Origin of the sequence: Comamonas sp. E6 (genome assembly GCF_001010305.1) — a bacterium.
GTDB classification, from domain to species: domain Bacteria; phylum Pseudomonadota; class Gammaproteobacteria; order Burkholderiales; family Burkholderiaceae_C; genus Comamonas; species Comamonas thiooxydans.
This window is the reverse complement of sequence record NZ_BBXH01000005.1, coordinates 19,313-43,309: the sequence shown is the minus strand read 5'-3', so window position 1 is coordinate 43,309 and position 23,997 is coordinate 19,313. Positions and strand designations below refer to the sequence as shown.

Annotated in this window: 22 protein-coding genes; 5 read left to right on the top strand and 17 right to left on the bottom strand. The window is 64.9% G+C overall.

The annotated features are described in order from the left end of the window. Positions 1 to 197 precede the first annotated feature (197 nt). Entirely contained in the window at positions 198 to 506 is a 309-nt protein-coding gene (locus CSE6_RS01290; RefSeq protein WP_003061686.1) for a DUF485 domain-containing protein, read from the top strand. Beyond that, positions 503 to 2,236: a cation acetate symporter gene (locus tag CSE6_RS01285; RefSeq protein WP_034379215.1), complete on the top strand. Its 1,734-nt coding sequence runs from the start codon at positions 503 to 505 to the stop codon at positions 2,234 to 2,236. Before CSE6_RS01290 ends, CSE6_RS01285 begins: the two co-directional genes overlap by 4 nt. A gap of 92 nt (positions 2,237 to 2,328) precedes the next feature. Here CSE6_RS01285 and CSE6_RS01280 read toward each other — a convergent pair whose 3' ends face one another. Then, positions 2,329 to 3,249 (bottom strand): LysR family transcriptional regulator, encoded by a 921-nt coding sequence (locus tag CSE6_RS01280; RefSeq protein ID WP_034357155.1) that lies wholly within the window; start codon positions 3,247 to 3,249, stop codon positions 2,329 to 2,331. A gap of 355 nt (positions 3,250 to 3,604) precedes the next feature. On the opposite strand from CSE6_RS01280, the gene CSE6_RS01275 reads away from it, so the two are divergent. Further along, positions 3,605 to 4,723, top strand: coding sequence for an NADH:flavin oxidoreductase/NADH oxidase (locus tag CSE6_RS01275; protein WP_059439725.1), 1,119 nt, complete (start codon positions 3,605 to 3,607; stop codon positions 4,721 to 4,723). 238 nt (positions 4,724 to 4,961) lie between these two features. Here the strand turns inward: CSE6_RS01275 and CSE6_RS01270 are convergent, their stop codons facing one another. The 3 genes from CSE6_RS01270 to CSE6_RS01260 all read right to left on the bottom strand — a co-directional run bounded on the left by CSE6_RS01270 (position 4,962) and on the right by CSE6_RS01260 (position 7,741). Then, positions 4,962 to 5,885 carry an NAD(P)-dependent oxidoreductase gene (locus CSE6_RS01270; RefSeq protein WP_034357148.1) on the bottom strand — a complete coding sequence of 308 codons (924 nt, stop codon included), beginning with the start codon at positions 5,883 to 5,885 and terminating at the stop codon, positions 4,962 to 4,964. Beyond that, positions 5,882 to 6,568: a methyltransferase gene (locus CSE6_RS01265; RefSeq protein WP_059439724.1), complete on the bottom strand. Its 687-nt coding sequence runs from the start codon at positions 6,566 to 6,568 to the stop codon at positions 5,882 to 5,884. The genes CSE6_RS01270 and CSE6_RS01265 overlap by 4 nt, the downstream gene beginning before the upstream one ends. 180 nt (positions 6,569 to 6,748) lie before the next feature. Continuing rightward, positions 6,749 to 7,741, bottom strand: a complete 993-nt coding sequence (locus tag CSE6_RS01260; RefSeq protein ID WP_045838534.1) for a tripartite tricarboxylate transporter substrate binding protein — start codon at positions 7,739 to 7,741, stop codon at positions 6,749 to 6,751. Positions 7,742 to 7,873: 132 nt separating this feature from the next. Here CSE6_RS01260 and CSE6_RS01255 point away from each other — a divergent pair, with 132 nt between their 5' ends. Then, positions 7,874 to 8,632: an IclR family transcriptional regulator gene (locus CSE6_RS01255; protein ID WP_059439723.1), complete on the top strand. Its 759-nt coding sequence runs from the start codon at positions 7,874 to 7,876 to the stop codon at positions 8,630 to 8,632. 168 nt (positions 8,633 to 8,800) lie between these two features. On the opposite strand, the gene CSE6_RS01250 is transcribed toward CSE6_RS01255, so the two are convergent. The 12 genes from CSE6_RS01250 to CSE6_RS01195 form a co-directional block, all read right to left on the bottom strand. Continuing rightward, positions 8,801 to 9,574 (bottom strand): glucose 1-dehydrogenase, encoded by a 774-nt coding sequence (locus tag CSE6_RS01250; protein ID WP_034357137.1) that lies wholly within the window; start codon positions 9,572 to 9,574, stop codon positions 8,801 to 8,803. Positions 9,575 to 9,719: 145 nt separating this feature from the next. After that, positions 9,720 to 10,355, bottom strand: a complete 636-nt coding sequence (locus CSE6_RS01245; RefSeq protein ID WP_059439722.1) for a 2-hydroxychromene-2-carboxylate isomerase — start codon at positions 10,353 to 10,355, stop codon at positions 9,720 to 9,722. Between the two features lie 22 nt (positions 10,356 to 10,377). Then, positions 10,378 to 10,668 carry a DUF1289 domain-containing protein gene (locus CSE6_RS01240; protein WP_034379196.1) on the bottom strand — a complete coding sequence of 97 codons (291 nt, stop codon included), beginning with the start codon at positions 10,666 to 10,668 and terminating at the stop codon, positions 10,378 to 10,380. Further along, positions 10,665 to 11,162, bottom strand: coding sequence for a YbaK/EbsC family protein (locus tag CSE6_RS01235; RefSeq protein WP_003061666.1), 498 nt, complete (start codon positions 11,160 to 11,162; stop codon positions 10,665 to 10,667). Before CSE6_RS01235 ends, CSE6_RS01240 begins: the two co-directional genes overlap by 4 nt. Positions 11,163 to 11,208: 46 nt before the next feature. Next, positions 11,209 to 11,775 carry a DUF2799 domain-containing protein gene (locus CSE6_RS01230; protein WP_193751086.1) on the bottom strand — a complete coding sequence of 189 codons (567 nt, stop codon included), beginning with the start codon at positions 11,773 to 11,775 and terminating at the stop codon, positions 11,209 to 11,211. A gap of 33 nt (positions 11,776 to 11,808) precedes the next feature. Further along, entirely contained in the window at positions 11,809 to 12,717 is a 909-nt protein-coding gene (locus CSE6_RS01225; protein WP_059439721.1) for a hydroxymethylglutaryl-CoA lyase, read from the bottom strand. A 167-nt stretch (positions 12,718 to 12,884) separates the two neighbouring features. Then, positions 12,885 to 13,808, bottom strand: a complete 924-nt coding sequence (locus CSE6_RS01220) for a glyoxylate/hydroxypyruvate reductase A (protein ID WP_059439720.1) — start codon at positions 13,806 to 13,808, stop codon at positions 12,885 to 12,887. Positions 13,809 to 13,986: 178 nt separating this feature from the next. Continuing rightward, positions 13,987 to 16,023 carry an acetyl/propionyl/methylcrotonyl-CoA carboxylase subunit alpha gene (locus tag CSE6_RS01215; RefSeq protein ID WP_059439719.1) on the bottom strand — a complete coding sequence of 679 codons (2,037 nt, stop codon included), beginning with the start codon at positions 16,021 to 16,023 and terminating at the stop codon, positions 13,987 to 13,989. A gap of 58 nt (positions 16,024 to 16,081) precedes the next feature. Further along, entirely contained in the window at positions 16,082 to 16,834 is a 753-nt protein-coding gene (locus tag CSE6_RS01210; RefSeq protein WP_059439718.1) for a DUF4126 domain-containing protein, read from the bottom strand. Positions 16,835 to 16,895: 61 nt separating this feature from the next. Further along, positions 16,896 to 17,678: an enoyl-CoA hydratase/isomerase family protein gene (locus CSE6_RS01205; RefSeq protein ID WP_059439717.1), complete on the bottom strand. Its 783-nt coding sequence runs from the start codon at positions 17,676 to 17,678 to the stop codon at positions 16,896 to 16,898. Beyond that, positions 17,675 to 18,613 (bottom strand): S9 family peptidase, encoded by a 939-nt coding sequence (locus CSE6_RS01200; protein ID WP_059439716.1) that lies wholly within the window; start codon positions 18,611 to 18,613, stop codon positions 17,675 to 17,677. The genes CSE6_RS01205 and CSE6_RS01200 overlap by 4 nt, the downstream gene beginning before the upstream one ends. Before the next feature lie 20 nt (positions 18,614 to 18,633). After that, a complete protein-coding gene (locus CSE6_RS01195) occupies positions 18,634 to 20,241 on the bottom strand; it encodes a carboxyl transferase domain-containing protein (RefSeq protein WP_034379182.1) in 1,608 nt (535 codons plus the stop codon). Positions 20,242 to 20,338: 97 nt separating this feature from the next. Between CSE6_RS01195 and CSE6_RS01190 the strand changes: the two genes are divergently transcribed. After that, on the top strand, positions 20,339 to 22,069 hold the full coding sequence (locus tag CSE6_RS01190; RefSeq protein WP_034391778.1) for a Na+/H+ antiporter: 1,731 nt from the start codon (positions 20,339 to 20,341) through the stop codon (positions 22,067 to 22,069). 104 nt (positions 22,070 to 22,173) lie between these two features. Here CSE6_RS01190 and CSE6_RS01185 read toward each other — a convergent pair whose 3' ends face one another. Further along, the gene (locus tag CSE6_RS01185; protein ID WP_059439715.1) at positions 22,174 to 23,937 is read right to left on the bottom strand and encodes an AMP-binding protein; all 1,764 of its coding nucleotides are present in this window, start codon (positions 23,935 to 23,937) and stop codon (positions 22,174 to 22,176) included. Between the last annotated feature and the right edge of the window lie 60 nt (positions 23,938 to 23,997).

Here is a 23,997-nt window from a genome sequence, read left to right as displayed (position 1 = left end):
TTCTCAAAAATTCAAGACTGGGCATTACCCGACCCTCTCCGCACTTACCCGGATTGGTTTTTTTTTGATGTGAAAAACCAGGGGCAAACACCGATATCGTAAGTAAGGAGACGGTCAGACGGGCTTCTCAGAATGCATCGCAAGCAAGCCACCGAGCACCTGATGGCAGGCTGGAAAACTTCAAAGGAGACAACGCTGTGCGAGACCCGGTGATAGAGACAATCCAAAGCAACCCCGCCTACCAGCAGCTGCGCCGCAAGCGCAATCGCCTCGGCCTGGCGCTGACCGTCCTGATGCTGATCGTGTACTACGGCTATGTTGCGCTGATCGCATTCGACAAGGAATTCCTGGCCCGGCCCATAGGCGCTGGAGTGACCACGCTGGGCATTCCCATCGGCATGGGCGTCATCATTTTTTCCGTGATCATTACCGGCCTCTATGTGCGCCGCGCCAACAACGAGTTTGATCAGCTCACCCGCGACATTCTCAAAGGCATCAAGCAATGAAGCAGCGCATCTCTTCCCAATGGCTGGCGGGCGCTGCGGCGCTGGTCGCGACAGCTCCCGTGCTGGCCGCCGGCGGCGACGTCGGCAACGCCGCCAAGCAGGCCACCAACTGGACGGCCATCATCATGTTCACCGCCTTTGTGGTGGCAACCCTGTGGATCACCAAATGGGCAGCGGGCCGCACCAAGTCGGCTTCCGATTTCTATACCGCAGGCGGCGGCATCACCGGCTTTCAGAACGGTCTGGCGATTGCGGGCGACTATATGTCCGCCGCCTCCTTCCTCGGCATCTCGGCCTCCGTCATGGCCAGCGGCTATGACGGCCTGATCTACTCCATCGGCTTTCTGGTCGGCTGGCCTCTGCTCACCTTTCTGCTGGCCGAGCGCCTGCGCAATCTGGGCCGCTTCACCTTTGCCGATGTGGCCGGCTACCGCTTTGCGCAGACGCCGTTCCGCATCTTTGCCTCCTGCGGCACGCTGGTCGTGGTGGCCTTCTATCTGATTGCCCAGATGGTCGGCGCCGGTCAGCTCATCAAGCTGCTGTTCGGTCTGGACTACTGGATCGCGGTGGTGCTGGTGGGCGCGCTGATGATGATCTATGTGCTGTTCGGCGGCATGACGGCCACCACCTGGGTGCAAATCATCAAGGCCTGCCTGCTGCTGGCCGGCGTGACCTTCATGGGCTTCATGGTGCTGGCCAAGTACGGCTTCAGCCCCGAGGCACTGTTTGCCGAAGGTGTGAAGGTGCGCACCCAGATCGCCGCCAATGGCGGCGCAGAGCCATCCGTGGCGGAAAAGCTCGGCCTGGCCATCATGGGACCGGGCGGCTTCATCAAGGACCCGATCTCCGCCATCAGCTTCGGCATGGCGCTGATGTTCGGCACCCTGGGCCTGCCCCACATCCTGATGCGCTTCTTCACCGTGCCTGACGCCAAGGAAGCACGCAAGAGCGTGTTCTGGGCCACGACCTGGATCGGCTACTTCTATGTGCTGATCTTCATCATCGGCTTCGGCGCCATCACCCTGGTGCTCACCAACCCCGAAATGGCGGACACGGCCAAGGGCGTGATCCACGGCGGCGCAGGCACGGCCAATATGGCGGCCGTGCTGGTGGCCAAGACCGTGGGCGGCGATGTGTTCTACGGCTTCATCTCGGCCGTGGCCTTTGCCACGATTCTCGCCGTGGTCGCAGGTCTGACCCTGTCCGGCGCCTCGGCCGTCTCGCACGACCTCTACGCCACCGTCATCAAGAAGGGCAAGGCCGACAGCGCCTCCGAACTCAAGGTCTCGCGCATCACCACGCTGTGCCTGGGCTTTGTGGCCGTGCTGCTGGGCATTGTGTTCGAGAAGCAGAACATCGCCTTCATGGTCTCGCTGGCCTTTGCCGTGGCGGCTTCCGCCAACTTCCCGCCGCTGCTGCTGTCGGTGCTGTGGAAGAACTGCACCACCAAGGGCGCCGTCATCGGCGGCTTCATGGGTCTGGTCTCCTCCGTGGGTCTGACCATCGTCTCGCCATCGGTGTGGGAAGCGACTCTGGGCCATCCCGCCGGCTCGGCCTGGTTCCCCTATGCCTCGCCCGCACTGTTCTCCATGGCAATCGGCTTCTTCGGCGTGTGGCTGTTCTCCGTGCTCGACAAGAGCGCTCAGGCGGCCAAGGAGCGCGCCGTGTTCCCTGCGCAGCAAGTGCGCTCGGAAACCGGTCTGGGTGCGGCAGGCGCATCGGGCCACTGATGATGTGAATGGCTTGGCACCATGCCAGGCCCCGGCAGGAATCTGCCCTCACCTCGGCCCGCAGAGACCTCCACGGTTTCTGCGGGCCTTGCTCATTCCACGTCCAGCCCGCCGGACTGCGCCAGCTCGAACAGCAGCTCCCGTGCCCATTGGTGCCCCGCAGAGCGATGGGTGCGCGCATGCCAGGCGGCCGTCTTGGTAAAGCCCGGAATTTCCAGCGGCGGCTCCAGCACCACCAGCCCCGAGTCGGGCTTGACCAGCCGCCTGGGCACGACGGCAATCAGATCGCAGCTGCGCAGGATTTCGGGCAGCACCAGAAAGCTGGTCACGGACAGCGCCACACGCCGCTTGCGGCCCAGACGCTCCAGCGCCTCGTCCGTCACACCATGAAAACTGCCTCCGTCATAGGACACCAGCGCATGATCCAGAGCGCAGAAGCGCTCCAGTGACAGGCCACGCCGGCGCGCATCGGGATGGCCCTGGCGCATCACGCAGACATAGCGTTCGTCGAACAGCCGGCGCGCATGCAGATCGGGGGCCGTGCGCTCCGGCGTGATCAGCGCCAGGTCGATATCGCCGCGCTCCAGCCGCTCGTGCAGCGGCAGATGCTGGGCCGGCACCACGGCCACGCACAGACCGGGCGCGCGCTGGCGCAACACGGCCAGAAACGGCAGCACCACCGCCTGCAGCGCGTAATCCGTGGCGGCAATGCGCAGCGTCATATGCGCCGTGGCCGGATCAAAGGCCTGGGGGCGCAGCAGCGCTTCGGCATTGCACAGCAACTCCTTGAGCGGCCCTGCCAGTGCCAGCGCGCGCAGCGTGGGGGCGATGCCGCGCTGCGTGCGCACGAACAAGGGATCGTCGAAGCTCTCGCGCAGCCGCGTCAGCATGCCGCTGACCGCCGGCTGGGTCAGCGCCAGACGCTCGGCAGCGCGCGTCACGCTGCGCTCGTCCAGCAGCGCATCCAGGGCCTTGAGCAGATTCAGGTCCAGACTCTTGATATCAGTCGGCATGATTTCATAAATCAGAAATATCGATTGGATTTATTTCACCACAACCCCCATCATTTCCCCATTCCCTTCGACAGAAGCCCTGCATGCACCGCATTCACTGGCCCGCCGACTACATGCCGGGCACCACCAAAAACTTCGTCTCCAGCGAGCTCATTGCCCGGGGCCTGTATCCGCCGCTTTCCGTGCCCTGATGCCCTTGATTTTTTGATAGCTGTCAGCACCTTCATTCATTGATTTTCAGTTTGATTTCATGCTGAAAACAGGCCATGAAAAGCGCCAGGCGCTATCAAACCTTTTGCATCCTGCATTGCCGCAGGACTGCCGGCTCATTCCATTCGCACCACCGATACTTCGCATGTCTGCACTCTTTACCCCTTTCACCCTCAAAAGCCTGACCCTGCGCAACCGCATCGCCATTCCGCCGATGTGCCAGTACAGCGCCGTGGACGGTCTCACCAATGACTGGCACCAGGTCCACTACGCCTCCATGGCGCGCGGCGGCGCGGGGCTGGTGATTGTCGAAGCCACGGGCGTGTCGCCCGAGGGCCGCATCTCGCCCGACTGCACCGGCCTGTGGAATGACGGCCAGATCGACGGCATGTCGCGCATTGCCGCCGGCATCAAAGCCGCAGGCGCCGTGCCCGGCATCCAGATCGGCCATGCCGGACGCAAGGCCAGCGCCAACAATCCCTGGGAAGGCGACGACCATATTGCCGAAGGCGATGCCCGCGGCTGGCAGCCGATTGCGCCATCGGCAATCGCCTTTGGCGGCGGTCTGCCGCGTGTTCCTCGCGCCATGACGCTTGCGGACATCGCCCGCGTGCAGGACGACTTTGTAGCGGCGGCCCGCCGCGCGCTTGCGGCCAGCTTCGAATGGCTGGAGCTGCACTTTGCCCACGGCTATCTGGCCCAGAGCTTTTTCTCGCCCCACAGCAACCAGCGCGACGACGCCTATGGCGGCAGCTTCAGCAACCGCGCCCGCTTTCTGCTGGAGACCGTGGCCAAGGTGCGCGAGGTCTGGCCCGAGCATCTGCCGCTGACCGCGCGTTTCGGCGTCATCGAGTACGACGGCCGCGACGAAGAAACCCTGGAGGAATCGATTGCCGTGACGCGCCAGATGCGCGAGCGCGGCCTGGACCTGCTCAATGTCAGCGTCAACTTCGTGATTCCCGATGTGAAGATTCCCTGGGGAACGCCCGCCTTCCTCGCTCCCATCGCCCAGCGCGTGAGCCGCAGCGCCGGCCTGCCCGTGGCCTCAGGTTGGGGCATGGATGATCCACAGATTGCCGAGCGCATCGTGGCCGACGGCCAGGTCGACCTGGTGATGATCGGCCGCGCCCATCTGGCCAATCCGCACTACGCCTACCAGCTGGCGCAAAGCCTGGGCGTGGACCGCCCCGACTGGACCTTGCCCGCACCCTATGCCCACTGGCTGGAGCGCTATCGCGGCGCCGCCAAGCAGGCCACAGCCTGAGAGCCGGCCGTCGCCCCTCCACGCGCCAAAGATATCGACCGCAAGGAGGCCGGGCTGCCTGCGCTCCTGCGCCATGCAGTCGGCGAAGGTTTTCACCGGCGGCCCGCCCCACGACCAGCACCGCAGAACTGGACGCCACCGCGCGCAAGGGCGGGAAAGAGCGCACCGCATCGATGCCTCGCCCGCCCGCAGCAAAGCCCGCAACCAGTCTCATCGGCCTTGCAAGGCAGGCGCCGGCTCAGGAGACGCTGGCGCGCTCCAGCACCGCCAGCACGTTGCGCGCCGCTCCCACTCCCATGTTCACATAGGCATCCGAGGTCACGCCGCCGATGTGCGGGCTGAGGATGAAACCCGGCTGGTGCAGGAACGGGTGGCCAGCCGCCATGGGCTCAACGGCAAAGCTGTCCAGGCCTGCGGCGCTGACCTGGCCTTGCTGGACGGCGGCCAGCAGCGCGGCCTCGTCGATGAGACCGCCGCGCGCGGTGTTGACCACAATCACGCCGCGCCTGCAGCACGCCAGAGTTGCGGCGTTGAGCAGGTTGCGGTTGTCGTCGGTCAGCGGGCAGTGCAGCGAGATCGCATCGCTTTCGCGCCACAGCGTATCCAGCTCCACGGCCTGCACGTAGCCGGGCAGCTGGCCCGCAAAGGGATCGAAGCCGATCACGCGCATGCCCAGTGCATCGGCCATCTTCGCAAAGCGCAGGCCTATGGCACCCAGGCCGACCAGGCCCACGGTGCGCCCGGCCAGTTCCAGGCTTTTGTGCGTGGCCTTGTCCCAATGGCCGGAGTGCATGCGCGAGTCCAGCTGCACCACCGACTTGGCGCAGGCCAGCAGCAGGGCCAGGGCCTGTTCGGCCACGGCCGCCGCGTTGGCGCCGGCCGCCGCCACGACCTCGATGCCGCGCTGCGCGGCCTCGGCCTTGTCTATGGTGTCCGTGCCGCTGCCGTGCTTGGAAATCACCTTGAGCGAAGGTCCGGCATCCATGACTGCGGCCCCCACCTTGCCGTAGCGCACGATGATGGCGACGGGATCATGCCGGCGGCACAGGGCCACCAGGTCTTGCTCGGTGGGCGTCTTGCCCGCGTAGACTATGTCGTGGCCTTGCAGCAGATCCAGTGCCTGCTGCGCCAGGTCGGCGCCCGTGACGATGATGGTGCTCACAGCGTCTCTCCTTCCTTGAGCACGCCGGCCGCGCGCAGCGCGGCGGGCAGCCACTTCGAGGCCGTGTCGCCGCGGGCGATGGCCTCGATGCGCGCGGCCTCGTCGGCCACTTTCCTGTCGGCCAGCGCCAGCATGGCGGGCGCCTTGGCGCGCTCGATCACGACCACGCCGTCGGCGTCGCCCACCACCAGGTCGCCCGGGTTCACCATCGCACCGCCGCAGGAGATGGGGTGATTGATGCGACCGGGCACGAACTTGGTCGGACCTGCAGGATTGAAGCCGGCGCTGAACACCGCAAAGCCCAGCTCCAGCAGCTCCAGCTTGTCGCGGATCGCGCCATCCACGATCACGCCGCCAAGGCCTTTCTTCTTGCAGGCGCTGAGCATCAGCGTACCCATCAGGGCCGCAGTCTGGTCTCCCTTGCCGTCGATGACCAGGATATCGCCGGGCTTGGCCAGGGCGATGGCGGCGTGGATCATCAGGTTGTCTCCGGGGCGCACCTCGACGGTGAAGGCCGGGCCGGCGAGCTTCATGTCCTGGTGCACGGGTGCCACGCGTGCGTTCATGGTGCCGCGGCGGCCTGCCACGTCGGCCAGGATGGCGGCCTGAAAGCCCGAGGCCTTCTGGACGACCTCGGCGCTGACGCGCTCGAAGTCACGGATGATTTCTGGAAGTTGGCTCATGATGGTTAGGTCCGCGGTTCGGTCCGGTTGCAGAGGTGAAAGTGAAGAAGGAGCAGGAGTGGCAGGGCGCACCGCGTCCTGCCCGCAAGGGCACATGCCAGGCATGTGCACCAGGCATGGCGCGGCAGGTGTGCTCGGTGGGCGCTTTGTCGGCGCGATGGCACGGTGGCCTGATCGGCCTCAGTCCAGGCTGGCGCCCGAGTCCTTGACGATGCGGCCCCAGCGCGGCACCTCGGTGCGCAGCAGCTGGGCAAAGGCCTGGGGCGTGCCGCCCAGCACATCGCCGCCCTCGGAGCGCAGCTTCTCGGCCACATCGGCCTGCTTCAGAGCCCGGTTGATGGCCTTGTTGAGCTGCTGCACGATGGCCTCGGGCGTGCCCGCGGGCGCCAGCACGCCGTACCAGGAGCTGGCCTCGAAGTCCTTGTAGCCGAGCTCGGCCAGCGTGGGCGTGTCGGGCAACTGGCTGGAGCGCGCCAGCGAGGTCACGACAATGGGTCGCAGCTTGCCGTTGCGCACCTGGCCAAGCAGCGTGGGAATGGCGGACATGTACAGGTCGATCTGTCCGCCCACCAGGTCCGTCATGGCCTGGCCTGCTCCCTTGTAGGGCACATGGCGCAGGCTCATGCCCGAGATCTTCTGGGCCTGCTCGCCCGCCAGATGGGCCACTGTGCCGTTCCCCGAATAGCCCAGGGTGATGCCGTCGGGCCTGGCCTTGGCCGCCGTCACCAGATCGGCAAAGGTCTTGTAGGGCGTGTTGGCGGGAGCGGCCATGACGATGGGCGCCGAGGACACCAGGGCCACGGGCGCCAGGCTCTTGATCGGATCGTAGGGCAGCTTGGCGTAGAGCCAGGGGTTGATGGCGAGATTGCTGGTCTGGCCCATGACCAGGGTGTAGCCATCGGGCGCGGCCTTGGCTGCGGCGTCCACGCCCAGGTTGCCGCCCGCGCCGGGGCGGTTGTCCACCACCACGCTCCACTTGTTCTGCTCGGCCATCTTCTGGGCCACGGTGCGCGCAATCATGTCCGTGCCGCCGCCAGGCGGGAACGGCACGATCAGGCGGATCGGCTTGGCCGGATAGGCGGGCTGCGCCAGCGCGCTGTCGAAGGGAGTGACTACAGCCACGAAGCCGAGCACGGCGGCATGCAGGGCGCGCGAAAGCGGGCGAAAGTTCATCTGTTGTCTCCTGTTGGTCGCTTTGAAGCGTGTTCTGATGCGTGCGGCCGGAATCCCCGACCGCTGGAGGCGACTGTAGGCAAACGTTTCAACCCATACAATGCTGTTTCGCAGAATGAAACACATTGCACCATGAGCAACCCCACCCAATCCGCACAGAAGTCCGGCGACGGCGTCATCGCCGTCACCCGCGCACTGCAGCTGCTCGAGGCCTTTGCGCTGGGCGAATCCCATCTTTCACTGGCCGAACTCAGCCGGCGCTGCGGCCTGCACAAGACCACGGTGCTGCGGCTGGCGCGCACGCTGGCCCAGTCGGGCTACATGGTGCAGCGCGAGGACGGGGAATGGCGGCTGGGCCCTTCCTCGGGCTGGCTGGGCGCGCGCTACCAGGCGGGCTTCGATGTGCAGAACGTGCTGGAGCCCGCGCTGCGCGAGCTCACCCAACTCAGCGGCGAGAGCGCCGCCTTCTACGTGCGCGAGGGCCATGTGCGTACCTGCCTGGTACGCGTGGAAGGGCCGCAGGCCCTGCGCCACCATGCGCGCATGGGCGAGGGGTTGCCACTGGACAAAGGCTCGCCGGGCCGCGTCATCCTGGCGTTCTCGGGCGAGCCCGGCGAGATCTACGAGCAGATCCGCCAAAAGGGCTACCACTGCTCCATCGGCGAGCGCGAGCAAGGTGTGGCAACGGTTTCGGCGCCGGTGTTCGGCATGCACTGGCGGCTCATGGGATCGGTCTGCATCTCGGGCCCCGCATTACGCCTGCCCGAGGCCAGGCTCGAAGCCCTGGCCCGGACCGTGATCGCCGCAGCCAACAAGCTGTCCTATGCGCTGGCCGGCAATTCCGCCACACCGGCCGCCAGCCCTGTGCGCGCCACGCAGTGGCATCCCTGAGCGCAGGGGAGCGGCCTCGAAAGAATCTATTCCTGTCGAAATGAGGATTCAAAAACAATAGCTTTTATCGCTTGCTGCAATTAAAACTCAGATACTTATTTATCTGATTTACTTATCCATCAAGCGGTAGAAGCTATCTTTTTATGCAATGGCTGCGCTCGGGCGAACTCAGCGCGCCCAGGCGCAGCCGCCATCCACGACCAGGGTGGAGCCCACCACATAGTCGCCGGCGCGCGAGGCCAGGAAGATGGCGGCGCCGGCCATATCCTCGGGCTCGCCGATGCGGCCCAGGGGCACGCGCCCCGCGGCCTCGTCCGCATGGTCGCGCGCGTTCTTGTTCATCTCCGAGGCGAACGGGCCGGGCGCGATGGCGCTGACCACGATGCGCTCGGGCGCCAGGCGCAGGGCCATGCGCTTGGTCAGGTGGATCAGGCCGGCCTTGCTGGCCGCGTAGGAGTAGGTCTCCCAGGGGTTGACCGAGACGCCGTCGATGGAGGCAATGTTGATGACCTTGGCCAGCTGCGCGCCCGCGGCCGACTTGCGCAGCATGGGCGTGAGCGCCTGGGTCAGGAAGAAGGGCGACTTCATGTTCAGGTCCACGACCTTGTCCCAGCCGCTTTCGGGAAATTCGTCATAGGGCGCGCCCCAGGCCGCGCCCGCGTTGTTGACTAGGATGCCCAGCTGATCTTCGTGCGCCGCATAGGCATCGACCAGCGACTTCACGCCGTCCATGGTGGACACGTCGGCAGGCAGCGAAACGCAGTGGCCCAGCTCCGACAGTTCGCGCGCCGTCTGGTCGCAGGCCTCGGCCTTGCGCGCCGAGATGTACACGCGCGCGCCCTGGCGCACAAAGCCTTCGGCGATCATGCGGCCGATACCGCGCGAACCACCGGTGACAAGAGCCGTGCGGCCCTTGAGCGAAAACATCTGCTGGGTATCCATGGTGCGGTCTCCTTGATGGTCTTGAAAACCGCACCAGCTTATGCAAGGCCCACCACGCCCGGCGTCGCCTAGGCGCCATGGCCGATGCCAAAGAGAAAGCACCGTCCTGCGTGTCGATCCCGGCTCCGGCCCCACACCTGCCGCCCTACTCCAGCCCCCAGGGCACGCCGGCCGCGGCCTCCCACTGCTGCGCAAACCACTCATCGCCACGCAGATAGGCCTGCAGCATGGGCAGGCCGTCCAGGCCCCAGAATACATGGCCGTCCACCACCCAGGCCGGCACGCCGAACACGCCGGCCTGCTGCGCCTGCTCCGTATTGCCGCGCAGCCATTGCTTGACCTCGGCACTGTCCTCTTCCTGGCGCAGCTGCTCCTTCAACTGCTCGCGCAGCTGCTGCAGGCGCTGCGCATCATTGGCCTCATGTCCGCCCTGCCAGACATGCTGCATCACGGCCTGCGCCACAAAGCGGTTGATGCTGCCGTCACGCCCATGTGCCAGCGCCAGCCGCAGCAGCGGCAGCGGCTTGAACGGATGCCGGGCCGGCATCTGCAGAGGTATGCCCAGCGACCGGCCAAGCCATGTGACATGGCGGTAGGTCCAGGTGCGCTTGGCAGGAATGCCGGCCGGTCCGGGGTTGGCATTGCCTTGCAGCAAGGCACCCAGCAGCACCGGGCGGTAATCAACGTGATAGCTGAGCCCTTGCAGCGCCTTGGGCATTTGCTCCAGCGCCAGCCATGCATAGGGCGACACAAAGTCCAGATAACAGGTGATGTGCTTCATGTCGGCTCTCCTCAAAGGGTGATCAGATCTCGGCTTTGCGCGGGTCCTCGAGGCCGGCGCGCTGCAGCAGTTGGCCCCAGATCTGCAGACGCAGCTCGGCATCGCCCTTGGACCAGGCGCGAATCTCGTCAATGGTTCTGAAGCAGCCCTGGCAATGGCTGCGGTCCGCCGTCATGCGACAGACGTTGATGCAGGGAGAAGCCACGGGCTGGTCGGCCTCTGCCCAGACCAGGGCCACCTCGGCCTTGGCGGCAAGTTGTGCCAGTTGCTGTGCCTGCTGTGCCTGCTGCTCCTGAAGAAGTTCCGTGCTCATGCCTGCTCCACCACGTCCGACCAGGGGGCTGCGGTCAGCGCCTGCAGCTGCGCGGGCGATGCGGGAAACACGCCGTGAGGATGGCCTGCTGCGGCCCACACCGTCTCGAAACGCTGCAATTCGGCATCCATCAAGGTGACGACCTTGGTTGCATGAGCCACGGGGCTGACGCCGCCAATCGAAAAGCCGGTGCTGGACTTGACGAAATCCGCATCGGCGCGGCCGACCTTGCCCACCAGCTGCGTCACTTTCTTTTCATCGACACGCCTGTCGCCCGAGGCCACGACCAGCACGGCCGCGCCATCGCTCCTGCGCTTGAAAATGATGCTCTTGGCCACCTGCCCGACCAGAATGCTGAGCTGATCGGCGGCCTCCTGGGCGGTACGCGCCGCACCGTCCAGCATCTGCGGCGCATGCGGATGACCGGCATCCTGCAAAAAGCGGCTGACGCGCTGCACGCCTTCCGGCAGCGCATGAAGTTCTGACCCACACATGATGTTTTCCTGAAAATCGCGCCGCCATCCGGCAGCGCCACGGCCCCTACTGTGCCAGCTTGAGCCTGAGCTGCACCAGCTCCAGCTGCAAATCACGCAGGTCTTTCTGGACATAGGCGATATGTCCGGCACTGTTCTTGGCGTCACGCGCCTCGCGCAGCTCTTTTTTCTTGGCCTCGATGCGGCGCTCCAGCTCAAGCACCGACTGTCTGTCCTGATAGCGGTCGCGCGCCGGTGCATAGCCTTGCAGAAACGCCGCCTCCAGCGGTGCCGGGCAATAGCCCGGCTGAAACTTCCTGCCGGCTTCCGCATAGGCCTTGCCGCTTTCCGGGGTGCAGAAATCCTGCAGGCCGCGCAGCCAGCCCTGCTGATAGGCCCGTGCATCCATCTGCACGCCCTGGTCCTTGCAGGCCTTGAAATGCCGTCTGGCGCGGGTGGACAGGTCCAGCCTGCCGTCCATGGCATCGAGCTGGCCCAGATAGGCCCAGTCCGTGTCCCTGCACTCCTGGGCATCCATACCGGCGCAGCCGCCCAGCAGCGCAGCGGTCACCAGACACAGGGCCAGCGAAAAACGTGATCTTGCTTGCATGGCGGCGATGGTAACAACGCTCATGCCTGCCCGGCCCGTTCCGAGTCGGGCTTGGCCTCAGCCCGCGCGCTTGGTCAGCAAGGCCTTGGCCACGCGCGACTGCGTGGGGCGGCCCAGATGCTCGCTGATGAACTGGCCCGCATCGATCAGCTTGTCGAGGTCGATGCCGGTCTCTATACCCATGCCCTGCAGCAGATAGACCACGTCTTCGGTGGCCACATTGCCCGTGGCGCCCTTGGCATAGGGACAGCCGCCAAGGCCAGCGACCGATGACTGGAAGTTCCAGACCCCCAGGTCCAGCGCCGCCAGCGTGTTGCTCAGAGCCTGGCCGTAGGTATCGTGGAAATGGCCGGACACCTGGTCGATATCGAAGTGCGCCAGCGTGGCTTCCAGCGCTTTTTGCACCTTGACGGGCGTGCCCACGCCGATGGTGTCGGCCACGTCCACGCGCTGCACGCCGATGCTCTTCATGAGCCCGGCCAGATAGCCCACCTTCTCGGGCGCGATCTCGCCCTCGTAGGGGCAGCCCACGGTGCAGCTCATGGCGCCGCGCACGGCAATGCCGGCCTCCAGGGCCGCCTGCACCACAGGCGCAAAGCGCTCTATGCTCTCGGCAATCGAGCAGTTGATGTTGCGCTGGCTGAAGGCTTCGCTGGCCGCACCGAACACCACGATCTCGTCGGGCTTGCCGGCCAGCGCGGCCTCGAAGCCCTTGAGATTCGGCGTGAGCACCGAATACCGCACCCCGCCTCGGCGCGCTATGCCAGCCATGACTTCGGCGTTGTCCGCCATCTGCGGCACCCATTTGGGCGACACATAGCTGGTGACCTCGATCTCCTTGAGGCCTGCGTCCTGCAGGCGCTGCACCAGCTCGATCTTGACGGCGGCAGGCACAGGCTGCTTTTCGTTCTGCAGACCGTCGCGCGGGCCCACATCGATGATCTTGACGCGTGCGGGGTATTTCATTTCGTTCTCCTATCTCTTCATTACCTGAACCACTGAACAATCCCCCGTCGCAAGAGACGCCCAGCAAGGGCCTGGGCGGCCCCGCCGCCCCGCAGCGTTGGCGTCGTCCCCCTTCCGCAGAGAAAGGGGGAAGCCGCGGAGCCGCCTAGGCGCAACGGCTCAGGGGGTTAATACCCTTTTCTCAGATCGACCCGACCTGTGACGGGCTCGCCCCGGCTCATGGCTGCGACCTTGCCCACGATCTGGGCAATGCTGTCCGCCGCCAGCGTGCGGGCCGAGGTATGGGGGGTGAGGATGATTCTGGACTGCTTCCAGAACGGGTGATCCTCGGGCAGCGGCTCCTCGCGGAACACATCCAGCATGGCACCGCTGACATGGCCGGACTCGATCTGCGCAATCAGGTCGGCATCGACCACATGGCCGCCGCGACCCACGTTGATCACATAGGCACCGGGCTGCAGCAGCGCCAGCGTGCGGGCATTGATGATGTCGCGGGTCTCGTCGTGCAGGGGCAGCAGATTGACCAGAATGCGCGTCTCGGACAGAAACCGGTCCAGGCTGTCCATGCCGCTGAAGCATTCAACGCCCTGCAGCTCGCGCGGCGAGCGGCTCCAGCCATTGACCTTGAAATCGAACACCGTCAGCGCCCTGGCCACGCGCTCGCCCATCTTGCCCAGGCCCATCACGCCCACGGGATAGTCCACCCGCCTGGGGTTGCGCTGGTGCTGCCACAGGCCTTGCGCCATATCGGACTCGTACTGATCGAGGCCGCGAAAGAAGCGGATCACGGCCTGGGCCACATACTCGGCCATCTGCACGGCCATGCCCGCATCTTCGAGGCGGTAGACGGGCAGCTCGGCGGGAATGCGCAGCGGCAGCAAGGCATCCACGCCCGCGCCGATGTTGAACATGGCCTTCAGTCCGGCCGCCTGCTCGTCGAGGAACTGCTGGGGCGGCGCCCAGACCAGCGCATAGTCGGCCTGGGGCGCGCCCGACTCCCAGATGGCAATCTCCGCGCCCGGCAGCGCGTCGTGCAAACCTTTGAGCCAGGGCTCCGGCCGCGTATCGTCACAGCAAAATAAGACTTTCATAGATGCGAAGCCTAACGCTTTGGCATTCCTGCTGCAGACGCAGATGGCCAATGGACTGCTATCAAAAAAGAAGCTTCTTGCGCTTTACCTGTCTTGATTTCATCGTCGAAAGTGACTGAATTCATGGATAGTCCAGCGCAAGCTGCTCTTTTTGTTAAACAGTTCAACCCTGGCCGGATCAGGCGGCCACCTCGATGCGCAGCAGCTCCGCGCCTTCGCTGACCTGGTCGCCGGGAACATACAGCAGCTCCAGCACCACGCCATCGCCAGGGGCGGCAATCGTGTGCTCCATCTTCATGGCCTCCATCACGGCCAGCGGCTGGCCCTTGCTGACCTTGTCGCCGGCCTTGACCGTGAAAGACACCACCTTACCCGGCATGGGCGCCGTCAGGCGGCCGCCTTCATGGCCGGTATCGCCGGCGTGGGCCAGCTGGTCGACCACGGTGATCTGGGTGCTGCCCGCCTCGGTGAAGATGGACAGCTGGTCGCCCTGGGCATGGACCACGACTACCGTGCGCTTGCCGTCCAGGCCCAGCTCCAGCCGCCCGTCGGCCAGTGCACGCCACTGCAGCGCGGCATCGCTGCGGCTCTCGCCCTCGCCAATGCCGAGCTGATAGGTCTGCGCCGCCTGCGTGCCGCGACCGTAGGCCAGGCCGGCCGTGAAGTCCTCGCCGCGGTAGGCAAAGCCGAAGGAGCGCACATAGCGGCCCGACATGCGCCAGCCGTCGCGGCGGCTGAAGGGGTCGACGCCCTGGCCTGCCTGCTCGCCCTGCAACTGCCAGGCCATGGCAGCGGCGACGGCTAGGTCGCGGCCCACGAAATCCTTGCCGAACAAGGCCTCGCGCTCGCGCTCGATCAGCGCGGTATCGAGCAATGCATTGGAGAAAGCCTGGCTCTTCACCACCTGGCGCAGAAACTGCACATTGGTCGTCAGGCCCACGATATGGGTCTGGGCCAGCGCCGCGTCCAGACGCGCCAGCGCCTGGGCACGGTCCTCGCCATGGACGATGAGCTTGGCGATCATGGAGTCGTAGAAGGGGCTGATCGCATCGCCCTCGCGCACGCCGTCGTCCACGCGCACATCGCTGATCTCGAAGCTGCTGCACACGGGCTTGCGATAGACGGCCAGATGGCCGGTGGCGGGCAGGAAGTTATTCTCGGGGTTCTCGGCGCAGATGCGTGCCTCGATGGCATGCCCCAGGATACGAAGCTCCGACTGCGCCTTGGGCAAAGGCTGTCCTGAAGCCACGAGCAGCTGCCACCGCACCAGATCCTCTCCGGTGATGGCTTCGGTCACGGGGTGCTCCACCTGCAGCCGGGTGTTCATTTCCATGAAGTAGAACTTCATGGCTTCGGGCTGGTCGTAGCCACCGGGCTGCTCGACGATGAACTCCACCGTGCCCGCGCCCACATAGTTCACGGCCTTGGCGGCGGCCACGGCGGCCTCGCCCATCTTCTGGCGCAGCGCGGCAGTCATGCCGGGCGCCGGCGCTTCCTCAAGCACCTTCTGGTGACGGCGCTGCACCGAGCAGTCGCGCTCGAACAGATAGACGCAGTTGCCTTGCGTGTCACCAAACACCTGGATCTCGATATGGCGCGGACGCAGCACGTATTTCTCGATCAGCACGGCATCGTTGCCGAAGCTGTTGATGGCCTCGCGCTTGCAGGACTCCAGCGAAGCCGCAAAGTCCTCGCTCTTTTCCACCAGACGCATGCCCTTGCCGCCACCGCCCGCGCTGGCCTTGATGAGCACGGGATAGCCGATGCGGTCGGCCTCTTGCTGCAGCAGTTCGGGGTTCTGGTCGTGACCGTGATAGCCGGGCACCAGCGGGACGCCGGCTTTTTCCATCAGCTGCTTGGACTCGGCCTTGAGGCCCATGGCGCGGATCGCGCTGGCGGGCGGGCCGATGAAGACCAGTCCGGCCGCTGCGCAGGCATTGGCAAAGTCTTCGTTCTCGGAGAGAAAGCCATAGCCGGGGTGAATGGCTTCGGCACCCGTGGCCTGGGCCGCCTCCAGAATGCGCTCCCAGCGCAGATAGCTGTCCTTGGGGGCGCTGCCGCCGATGTGCACGGCCTCGTCGCAGGCCGCGACATGCTTGGCCCTGGCATCGGCATCCGAATACACAGCCACGGTCTTCACACCCATGCGACGGGCGGTGGCGGCTACGCGGCAGGCGATTTCACCTCTATTCGCAATCAGAATTTTCTTGAACATATCGTCTCCGGTTATCGGTCAAATCACCACTCAGCGCATATCCATCAAACGCAAGCAGCTATGTTTTTTGCAATGGATCCTGCGCCTCACCACTGCCGCGCAGGCGTCGAAAAATCGCCTTGAGAAAGCGCCAAAGCGCCCAGATCACCAGCCACATCGCAATCACCACGACCAGCAGCACGGCGGCAAACACCAGCGGATTGGTCAGCGCCAGCCAGATGGCGCCCAGCGACACCGTGTCTTCAGCCAGACTGGCTCCCACGTTGGAGAACGGTTCGGGCGAGGTGTTGATGAGGGCACGCGTCGTGGTCTTGGCCGCCTGGCTGGTCGCGGCCAGCGTTCCGCCCATCAAGGCGGCAGCCATGGCCATGGTGGTGCTGTCGGCAGCAAAGACCGAGGCCGCCAGCGCCGCCCCGGCGGGAATGCGCAGCACGCTCTGGAACAGGTCCCAGACCGAGTCGACCACGGGAATCTTGTCGGCAAAGAACTCCACGAACAGCAGACCGCCGCTGATGACCAGCACCATGGGGTGCTGCAGCACATGCAGACCGCCGGGCAGCGGCATCAGACCACTTGCCCCCAGCAGGCCCACGACAAACACCACGGCATAGAGGCGAAAGCCGCTGGCCCAGCCCAGGGCTGCGGCCAGCGCAAGCATCGAGGCCATGTCCATCTGACCCACGGCTTGCCCGGCCCTGGCGGCCACATCTGTGACCTGGCCCGCAGCATCGCCCACGGCCCTGGCCGTTTCGGGGTCGATATGCAGGCCGATGCGGTGCAGCCAGTCGATGATGGTTTGCCAGATATCCATGGTGTTCACTCCTTATGTCTCGCCCGGACTCTAAAGCGCCCCGGACACAAGGTTTGTCATCTCATCCAGGCAGCCAGTTGGGTTTGCGCTTGTTGAGAAAGGCCTGCACGCCTTCCTTGCCTTCGCTGCTGGCGCGGATGGTGGCAATCGATTCCACTGTCGCCGCAATCAGCTGCTCGCTGATTTCGCGCTCGGCCATGTCCAGCACCAGGCGCTTGCAGGCCCGAACAGCTGCGGGGCCGGCGCTCAGCAAATGCTTGAGCCAGCCGTCGACCACGGCGTCTAGCCCGTCGGCATCGACCACCTCATGCACATAGCCGATGCGATGCGCCTCCTGCGCCGAAAAGCGCTCGCCCGTGAGAAAGTAGCGGTGCGCAGCCCTGGCACCCATGGCGCGGATCACATAGGGGCTGATGGTGGCGGGAATCAGTCCGATCTTGACCTCGCTGAGGCAGAAACCTGCCGTGTCGGCCGCCACCGCCATATCGCAGCAGGCCACCAGGCCCATGCCGCCCGCATAGACATCGCCCTGCACACGCGCAATCGTGGGTTTGGGGCATTCGTAGATGACGCGCAGCATCTCGGCCAGCAAGCCCGCATCGACGCGGTTTTCGTCGCGCGAGTAATCGGCCATGCGGCGCATCCAGTTCAGGTCCGCGCCCGCGCAGAATGCGGGCCCTTCGGCGGCCAGCACCACGGCGCGCACATCGGCACGCTCGCCGACCTGAATGAAGGCGGCGGAGATCTCGGCAATCGCCGCATCGCTGAAGGCGTTGCGAATGGCGGGCTGAGCCAGCGTGACGCGGGCGATGCCGCCGTCCACGGTCAAAGTCAAAGCAGTCATGGCTTGTCTCCCAGTGAGTTAGAGCTTTGCAGTTGCGCAGCCGCCGTACCCGGCAGCTGCTGCATCAGGAATTCACGGACCTGCGGCAACCATTGCCCGATATTGGCTGCACGGTCAAAGAACTGGTGTCCCTCAGCGCCACTGGATGGAGCAAACACCAGTTTCAGGTTCTGGCCTGCGGCCAGATAGCTTTCAGCCATCTTGCGCACCAGCGGCGGGCGAAAGTAGCTATCGTTCTCGGCATAAATCCACAGCTGTGGCACACGGCTGGTGGCGGCAAAGCCGGCCACGGTCTTGAGCAGTTGTGCCTCGCCGCAAACCGCGGCTTTTTCACGCATCTGCGGCTGCGAACCGCGGCCGCCGGCAAAGTTGACGACGCCGCGCAAGCCCGCGGGCTGCTGCGCCGCCAGCGCCAGCGATGCAAAGCCGCCGGCGGACTTGCCCAGCAGCAGCACATGCGAGCCATCGACATAGGGCAGCTTTTGCCCGTAAGTCATGATGGCCGCCACATCGCGCGCTGCCTCCTGGGCCGCATGGGCGTAGTCGGGGTCATCGCAGCTGCCGTAGCGGTCGGCCAGAGGACCGTCCGATGCGCCATAGCCGCGTCGCAAGCCCGTCACCACCACATAGCCCAGCTCGGCCAGAGCGCGCGCCTGCGGGCCGTAGCGATCGCGCATGGTTTCGCGCGCCTCTTTGCCGCTGGGTGTGCCATGGCTGAGCACAATCAATCCCCAAGGACCCTGCCCATGAGGACGATAGACATGACCTGCCAACTCGGCGCTGTGCGCGGGCGAATCGCCGCTTGCTGGCACCCAGACCGGAATGCGCGCATCCATGCGCTGCACCGCTGGCTCGGCAGCGCCAACCATGGGCATGGCCAACGCAGCCGACAGCAGGACCGGCGGCAAGCAGGTGAGGAAATGGCGACGCGACATGACTGACAACCTATGCTCGCTTACATGCGGAATACGCCGAAGCGTGTGTCCTCAATCGGCGCATTGCGCGCGGCAGCCAGGCCCAGCGCCAGCACGCGGCGCGTGTCGGCGGGATCGATCACGCCGTCGTCCCAGAGACGCGCCGTGGCGTAATAGGGATGGCCCTGATCCTCATACTGCTGGCGGATGGGCGCCTTGAAGCGTTCCTCTTCTTCGGCACTCCAGTTGCCGCCCTTGGCTTCGATGCCGTCGCGCTTGACGGTGGCGAGCACGCTGGCCGCCTGCTCGCCGCCCATGACGCTGATGCGCGCGTTGGGCCACATCCAGAGGAAGCGGGGCGAATAGGCGCGGCCGCACATGCCGTAATTGCCCGCGCCAAAGCTGCCGCCGATGATGATGGTGAACTTGGGCACCGCTGCCGTGGCCACGGCCGTGACCAGCTTGGCGCCGTGGCGGGCAATGCCTTCGTTTTCGTATTTGCGGCCGACCATAAAGCCCGTGATGTTCTGCAGGAACACCAGTGGCACCTTGCGCTGGCAGCACAGCTCGATGAAGTGTGCACCCTTGACGGCCGACTCGGAAAACAGAATGCCGTTGTTGGCGATGATGCCGACCTGCATGCCCTCGATGCGCGCAAAGCCGCAGACCAGGGTATTGCCGAAGCGGGCCTTGAACTCATCGAACTGGCTGCCGTCCACGATGCGGGCGATGATCTCGCGCACATCGAAGGGCTTGCGCGTATCGACGGGAATCACGCCATACAGCTCTTCGCTCTCGAACAGCGGCGCCGCAGGCGCATGGTCGGTCTGCGACTGGGGCTTGTCCTTGTTCAGGTTCGCCACCGCCTGGCGTGCCAGCGCCAGTGCATGCAGATCGTTCTCGGCCAGATGGTCGGCCACACCCGACAGGCGCGTGTGAACATCGCCGCCGCCCAGGTCCTCGGCACTGACCACCTCGCCGGTGGCTGCCTTGACCAGAGGAGGGCCGCCCAGAAAGATGGTGCCCTGGTTCTTGACGATGATGGACTCGTCGCTCATGGCCGGCACATAGGCGCCGCCTGCCGTGCACGAACCCATGACCACGGCGATCTGGGCGATGCCCTGAGCGCTCATATTGGCCTGGTTGTAGAAGATGCGACCGAAGTGCTCGCGGTCGGGGAAGACCTCGTCCTGATTGGGCAGGTTGGCACCGCCCGAGTCCACCAGATAGATGCAGGGCAGACGGTTCTGCGCGGCCACTTCCTGCGCGCGCAGATGCTTTTTCACCGTCATCGGGTAGTAGGTTCCGCCCTTCACGGTGGCGTCGTTGCAGACGATCATGCAGTCCACGCCGCTGACGCGGCCCACGCCGACAATCACGCCGGCGCCCGGCGCATCGTTGTTGTACATATTGAGCGCGGCCAGCGGCGACAGCTCCAGAAACGGCGTGCCGGGGTCCAGCAGCCGCTGCACGCGCTCGCGCGGCAGCAGCTTGCCGCGCGCCACATGCTTGGCGCGCGCGGCTTCATTGCCGCCCAGCGCGTTCTGATCGCAGCGTGCGTGCAGCTCATTGACCAGCGCCTGCATGGCGGCAGCGTTGGCCAGGAAATCTGCCGAACGCGGATTCAGTTGTGTGCCCAGAATGCTCATCGCTTGCCTCTTGTCTTGATTACTTTGCCCGATACGGGAACTTGGTTTTTTTCTTGCTCAGACACAGCGCTGCCACTGCAGTTGAAGAAAATGCCTTATGCACGCTGTTGAAACTGTTCTGCTTGTCTTGCTGCTGGGAGCGCTGACAGGCATTGTGGCCCGCTATATCCGGGCCATCCCCCTGCCTCTGATTCAAATCGCACTGGGTGCGCTGATTGCCTGGCCGCAAGCCGGCCTGCACATCGCGTTCGACCCCGAGCTGTTCCTGCTGCTCTTCATTCCGCCGCTGCTGTTCGCCGACGGCTGGCGCATCCCCAAGCGTGAATTCTTCGCACTGGCCAAACCCATTTTGCTGCTGGCCCTGGGCCTGGTTCTGTTCACCGTGCTGGGCCTGGGCTATCTCATCCACTGGATGATTCCCGAGATTCCACTGACCGTGGCCTTTGCCCTGGCCGCCGTGATCTCGCCCACCGATGCCGTGGCCGTTTCGGCCATCACGCGCAATCTGGGCATGCCCGAGAAGACCATGCATGTGCTGGAGGGCGAGTCGCTGCTCAATGACGCATCTGGCCTTGTGGCGCTGAAGTTTGCGATTGCAGCCACGCTGACCGGCATGTTCTCCTGGGGCGAAGTCGCCAAGGAATTCACCTGGATGGCCGTCGGCGGCCTGGGTGTGGGTGCGCTGATAGGCTGGGGCTTCAGCCATGCGCGCGGCACCATCACGCGCCGCCTGGGCGATGTCGCTGCCACGCAGATGGTGCTGCTGCTGGTGCTGCTGCCTTTTGCCGCCTATATCGTGGGTGAGAAGATCGGTGTCTCCGGCATTCTGGCTGCCGTGGCCGCAGGCATCGCCACCAATTTCGCCGACCTGGAGCGCAGCAGCTATATCAGCGAACGCCTGCAGACCGAAGGCACCTGGAGCATGGTGGAGGCCGCCTTCAACGGCGCCATCTTCCTGCTGCTGGGCCTGCAGCTGCCCTCCATCATCGGCGTGCCCCTGCATCAGGCCGGCCATGACTGGTGGATTCTGGTCGGCTATGTGGCCGCGATTTCGTTTGCGCTGCTGCTGATGCGCTGGATCTGGCTGGTGCTGGGTGTGCATGGCTCGCTGCTGCGCGCCCACCGGCAGGGCAAGATGTCCGAGCGTCCCTCGCCACTGCTGAATCTGGCCACCACGCTGGCCGGCATTCGCGGCGCGGTCACGCTGGCCGGTGCGCTGTCCGTGCCCATGCTGCTGAACAACGGCCAGCCCTTCCCGGGCCGCGACATGCTGGTCTTTCTCGCCACCGGCACCATTTTGTTCACGCTGGTGATCGGTGCCGTGGGCCTGCCCATCGTGCTGCGCCATCTGCCCCCGCACGAAGAGTCGCCCACCGTGCGCGAGGAGCGCCTGGCCCGTGAACAGGCCTGCATGGCGGCCATGGCCAAGCTCACGCTGAGCGAGGAGGAAATGCAGCGCCGCGACCCCGAATGGGTGGCGATGCGCCAGGAGGTCAACGGCCACCTGACCCAGGAATACCGTAACCGCATCCAGTTGCTCGACGACGGCAGCGGCGCCGCGCAAAGCATAGAGCTGCTGCGCGAAGCACCCGAAGTCGTGCGCCAGCGCAAGCTGCGCTATGTGATGGAGATCGAAACCCGCATCGAGTGCATTCATGCCGAGCGGGACTTCTACTACGCCGAAAGACAGGCTCATCGCATCAACGACGAATCGCTGCGCAGCCTGGTCAGCGAGCTGGACATGCAGGAAATCGCCATGCGCAAGCGCCTCGCTGTCGCCCGCCGTGCCGCCGGTCTTCCCATGACCAGCACGCACGCCAACCACTAATTCAGAGACGCCCAGCAAGAGCCGCCTCGCGGCAAGGGTGTCGTCCCCCTTGGGGGGCACCCGGCGCAGGGAAGGTGCGAAGCAGCTCAGGGGGTAGCGCATATTCAGGCGGTCTTGATCACGCGCAGATCCAGCAACTCGATCATCTCGTCGCGAATCTTGAACTTCTGGATCTTTCCCGTCACCGTCATCGGGAAGGCCTGGACAAAGCGGATATAGCGCGGCACCTTGTAGTGGGCAATCTGCCCCTTGCAAAAGTCGCGCACCTCTTCCTCGCCGAGCTCCTGGCCGGGCTTGACAATGATCCAGGCACACAGCTCCTCGCCATAGCGCACATCGGGCACGCCCACCACCTGCACGTCCTGCACCTTGGGGTGGCGATAGAGAAATTCCTCGATTTCACGCGGGTAGATGTTCTCGCCGCCACGGATCACCATGTCCTTGATGCGACCCACGATATTCACATAGCCTTCGCCGTCCATGGTCGCCAGATCGCCGGTGTGCATCCACTGCTCGGCATCGATGGCCTCGCGGGTTCTGGCCTCGTCTTCCCAGTAGCCGTGCATGACGGAATAACCGCGCGTGCACAGCTCGCCCGACTGGCCCGGCGGCATGATCTCGCCCGTGGACGGGTCCACGATCTTCACCTCCAGATGCGGCTGCACCTTGCCCACGGTGGCAACACGCTTTTCCAGGGGCGTATCGGCATCGCTCTGGCAGCTTACGGGACTGGTTTCCGTCATGCCGTAGGCGATGGTGATTTCGCTCAGGTGCATGTCGCGCACCACGCGCTTCATCACCTCGATGGGACAGGGCGAGCCGGCCATGATGCCGGTGCGCAGCGTGGACAGATCGAACTCGGCAAAGCGCGGATGGTCGAGCTCGGCGATGAACATGGTGGGCACGCCGTGCAGACCCGTGCATTTCTCGGCCTGCACTGCCTCCAGCACGGTGATGGGGTCAAAGCCATCATTGGGATAGACAATGGTCGAGCCATGGGTGAAGCAGGCCAGATTGCCCAGCACCATGCCGAAGCAGTGATACAGGGGCACGGGAATGCACAGTCGGTCCTCGGGCGTGAGGCGCATGCATTCGCCAATGAAAAAGCCGTTGTTGAGGATGTTGCGGTGTGTCAGCGTCGCCCCCTTGGGGAAGCCCGTGGTGCCGCTCGTGAACTGGATATTGATGGGGTCGCGGTTGCTGAGCGTGGCCGCAATCGCATCAATGCGCTCATCCGCACTGGTTCCTTGCGCCATCAGCTGCGAAAAACGCAGCATGCCGGGCTGTTCGGCGTCCAGATCCACCGCACCTGAGCCGGCTGCACCTGGGCCGGCTGCACCTGAGCCGGCCGCATCAATCCACACCACGGTGCGCAAGGCCGGCAGGCGTTTGGATTGCAGCTGACCTGGCGCGCAGCTCGTCAGCTCGGGCGCCAGCTCGCGCAGCATGCCCAGATAGTCGCTGGTCTTGAAGCGCGGCATGGACACCAGCGCCTTGCAACCCACCTTGTTGAGTGCATATTCGACTTCGGCGGTGCGATAGGCTGGGTTGATATTGACCAGCACCAGGCCCACCTGAGCCGTGGCCAGCTGCATCAGCACCCACTCGGCGTTGTTATGGCTCCAGATACCCACCCGGTCACCTTTGACCAGCCCTTGCGACAGCAGCGCGCTGGCCAGCTGGCGCGCTGCCACATGCAGCTGGGCATAGCTGTAGCGCAGACCCTGATGACGGCTGACCAGCGCGTCACGCGGGCCCTGGCGCTGTGCCATTGCAGCAAAAAAATCGCCAATCGTCTGCTCGATCAGCGGCACATCCGTGCGCCCCTTGGCATAGCTGGCGGTCAGCGCGTTCACTTGCGATGGCATGGTCTTGTGTCTCCTTGCGTGCCGGCAGCCACCTGCGAACTGGCTGCGCAGCGTCCATTC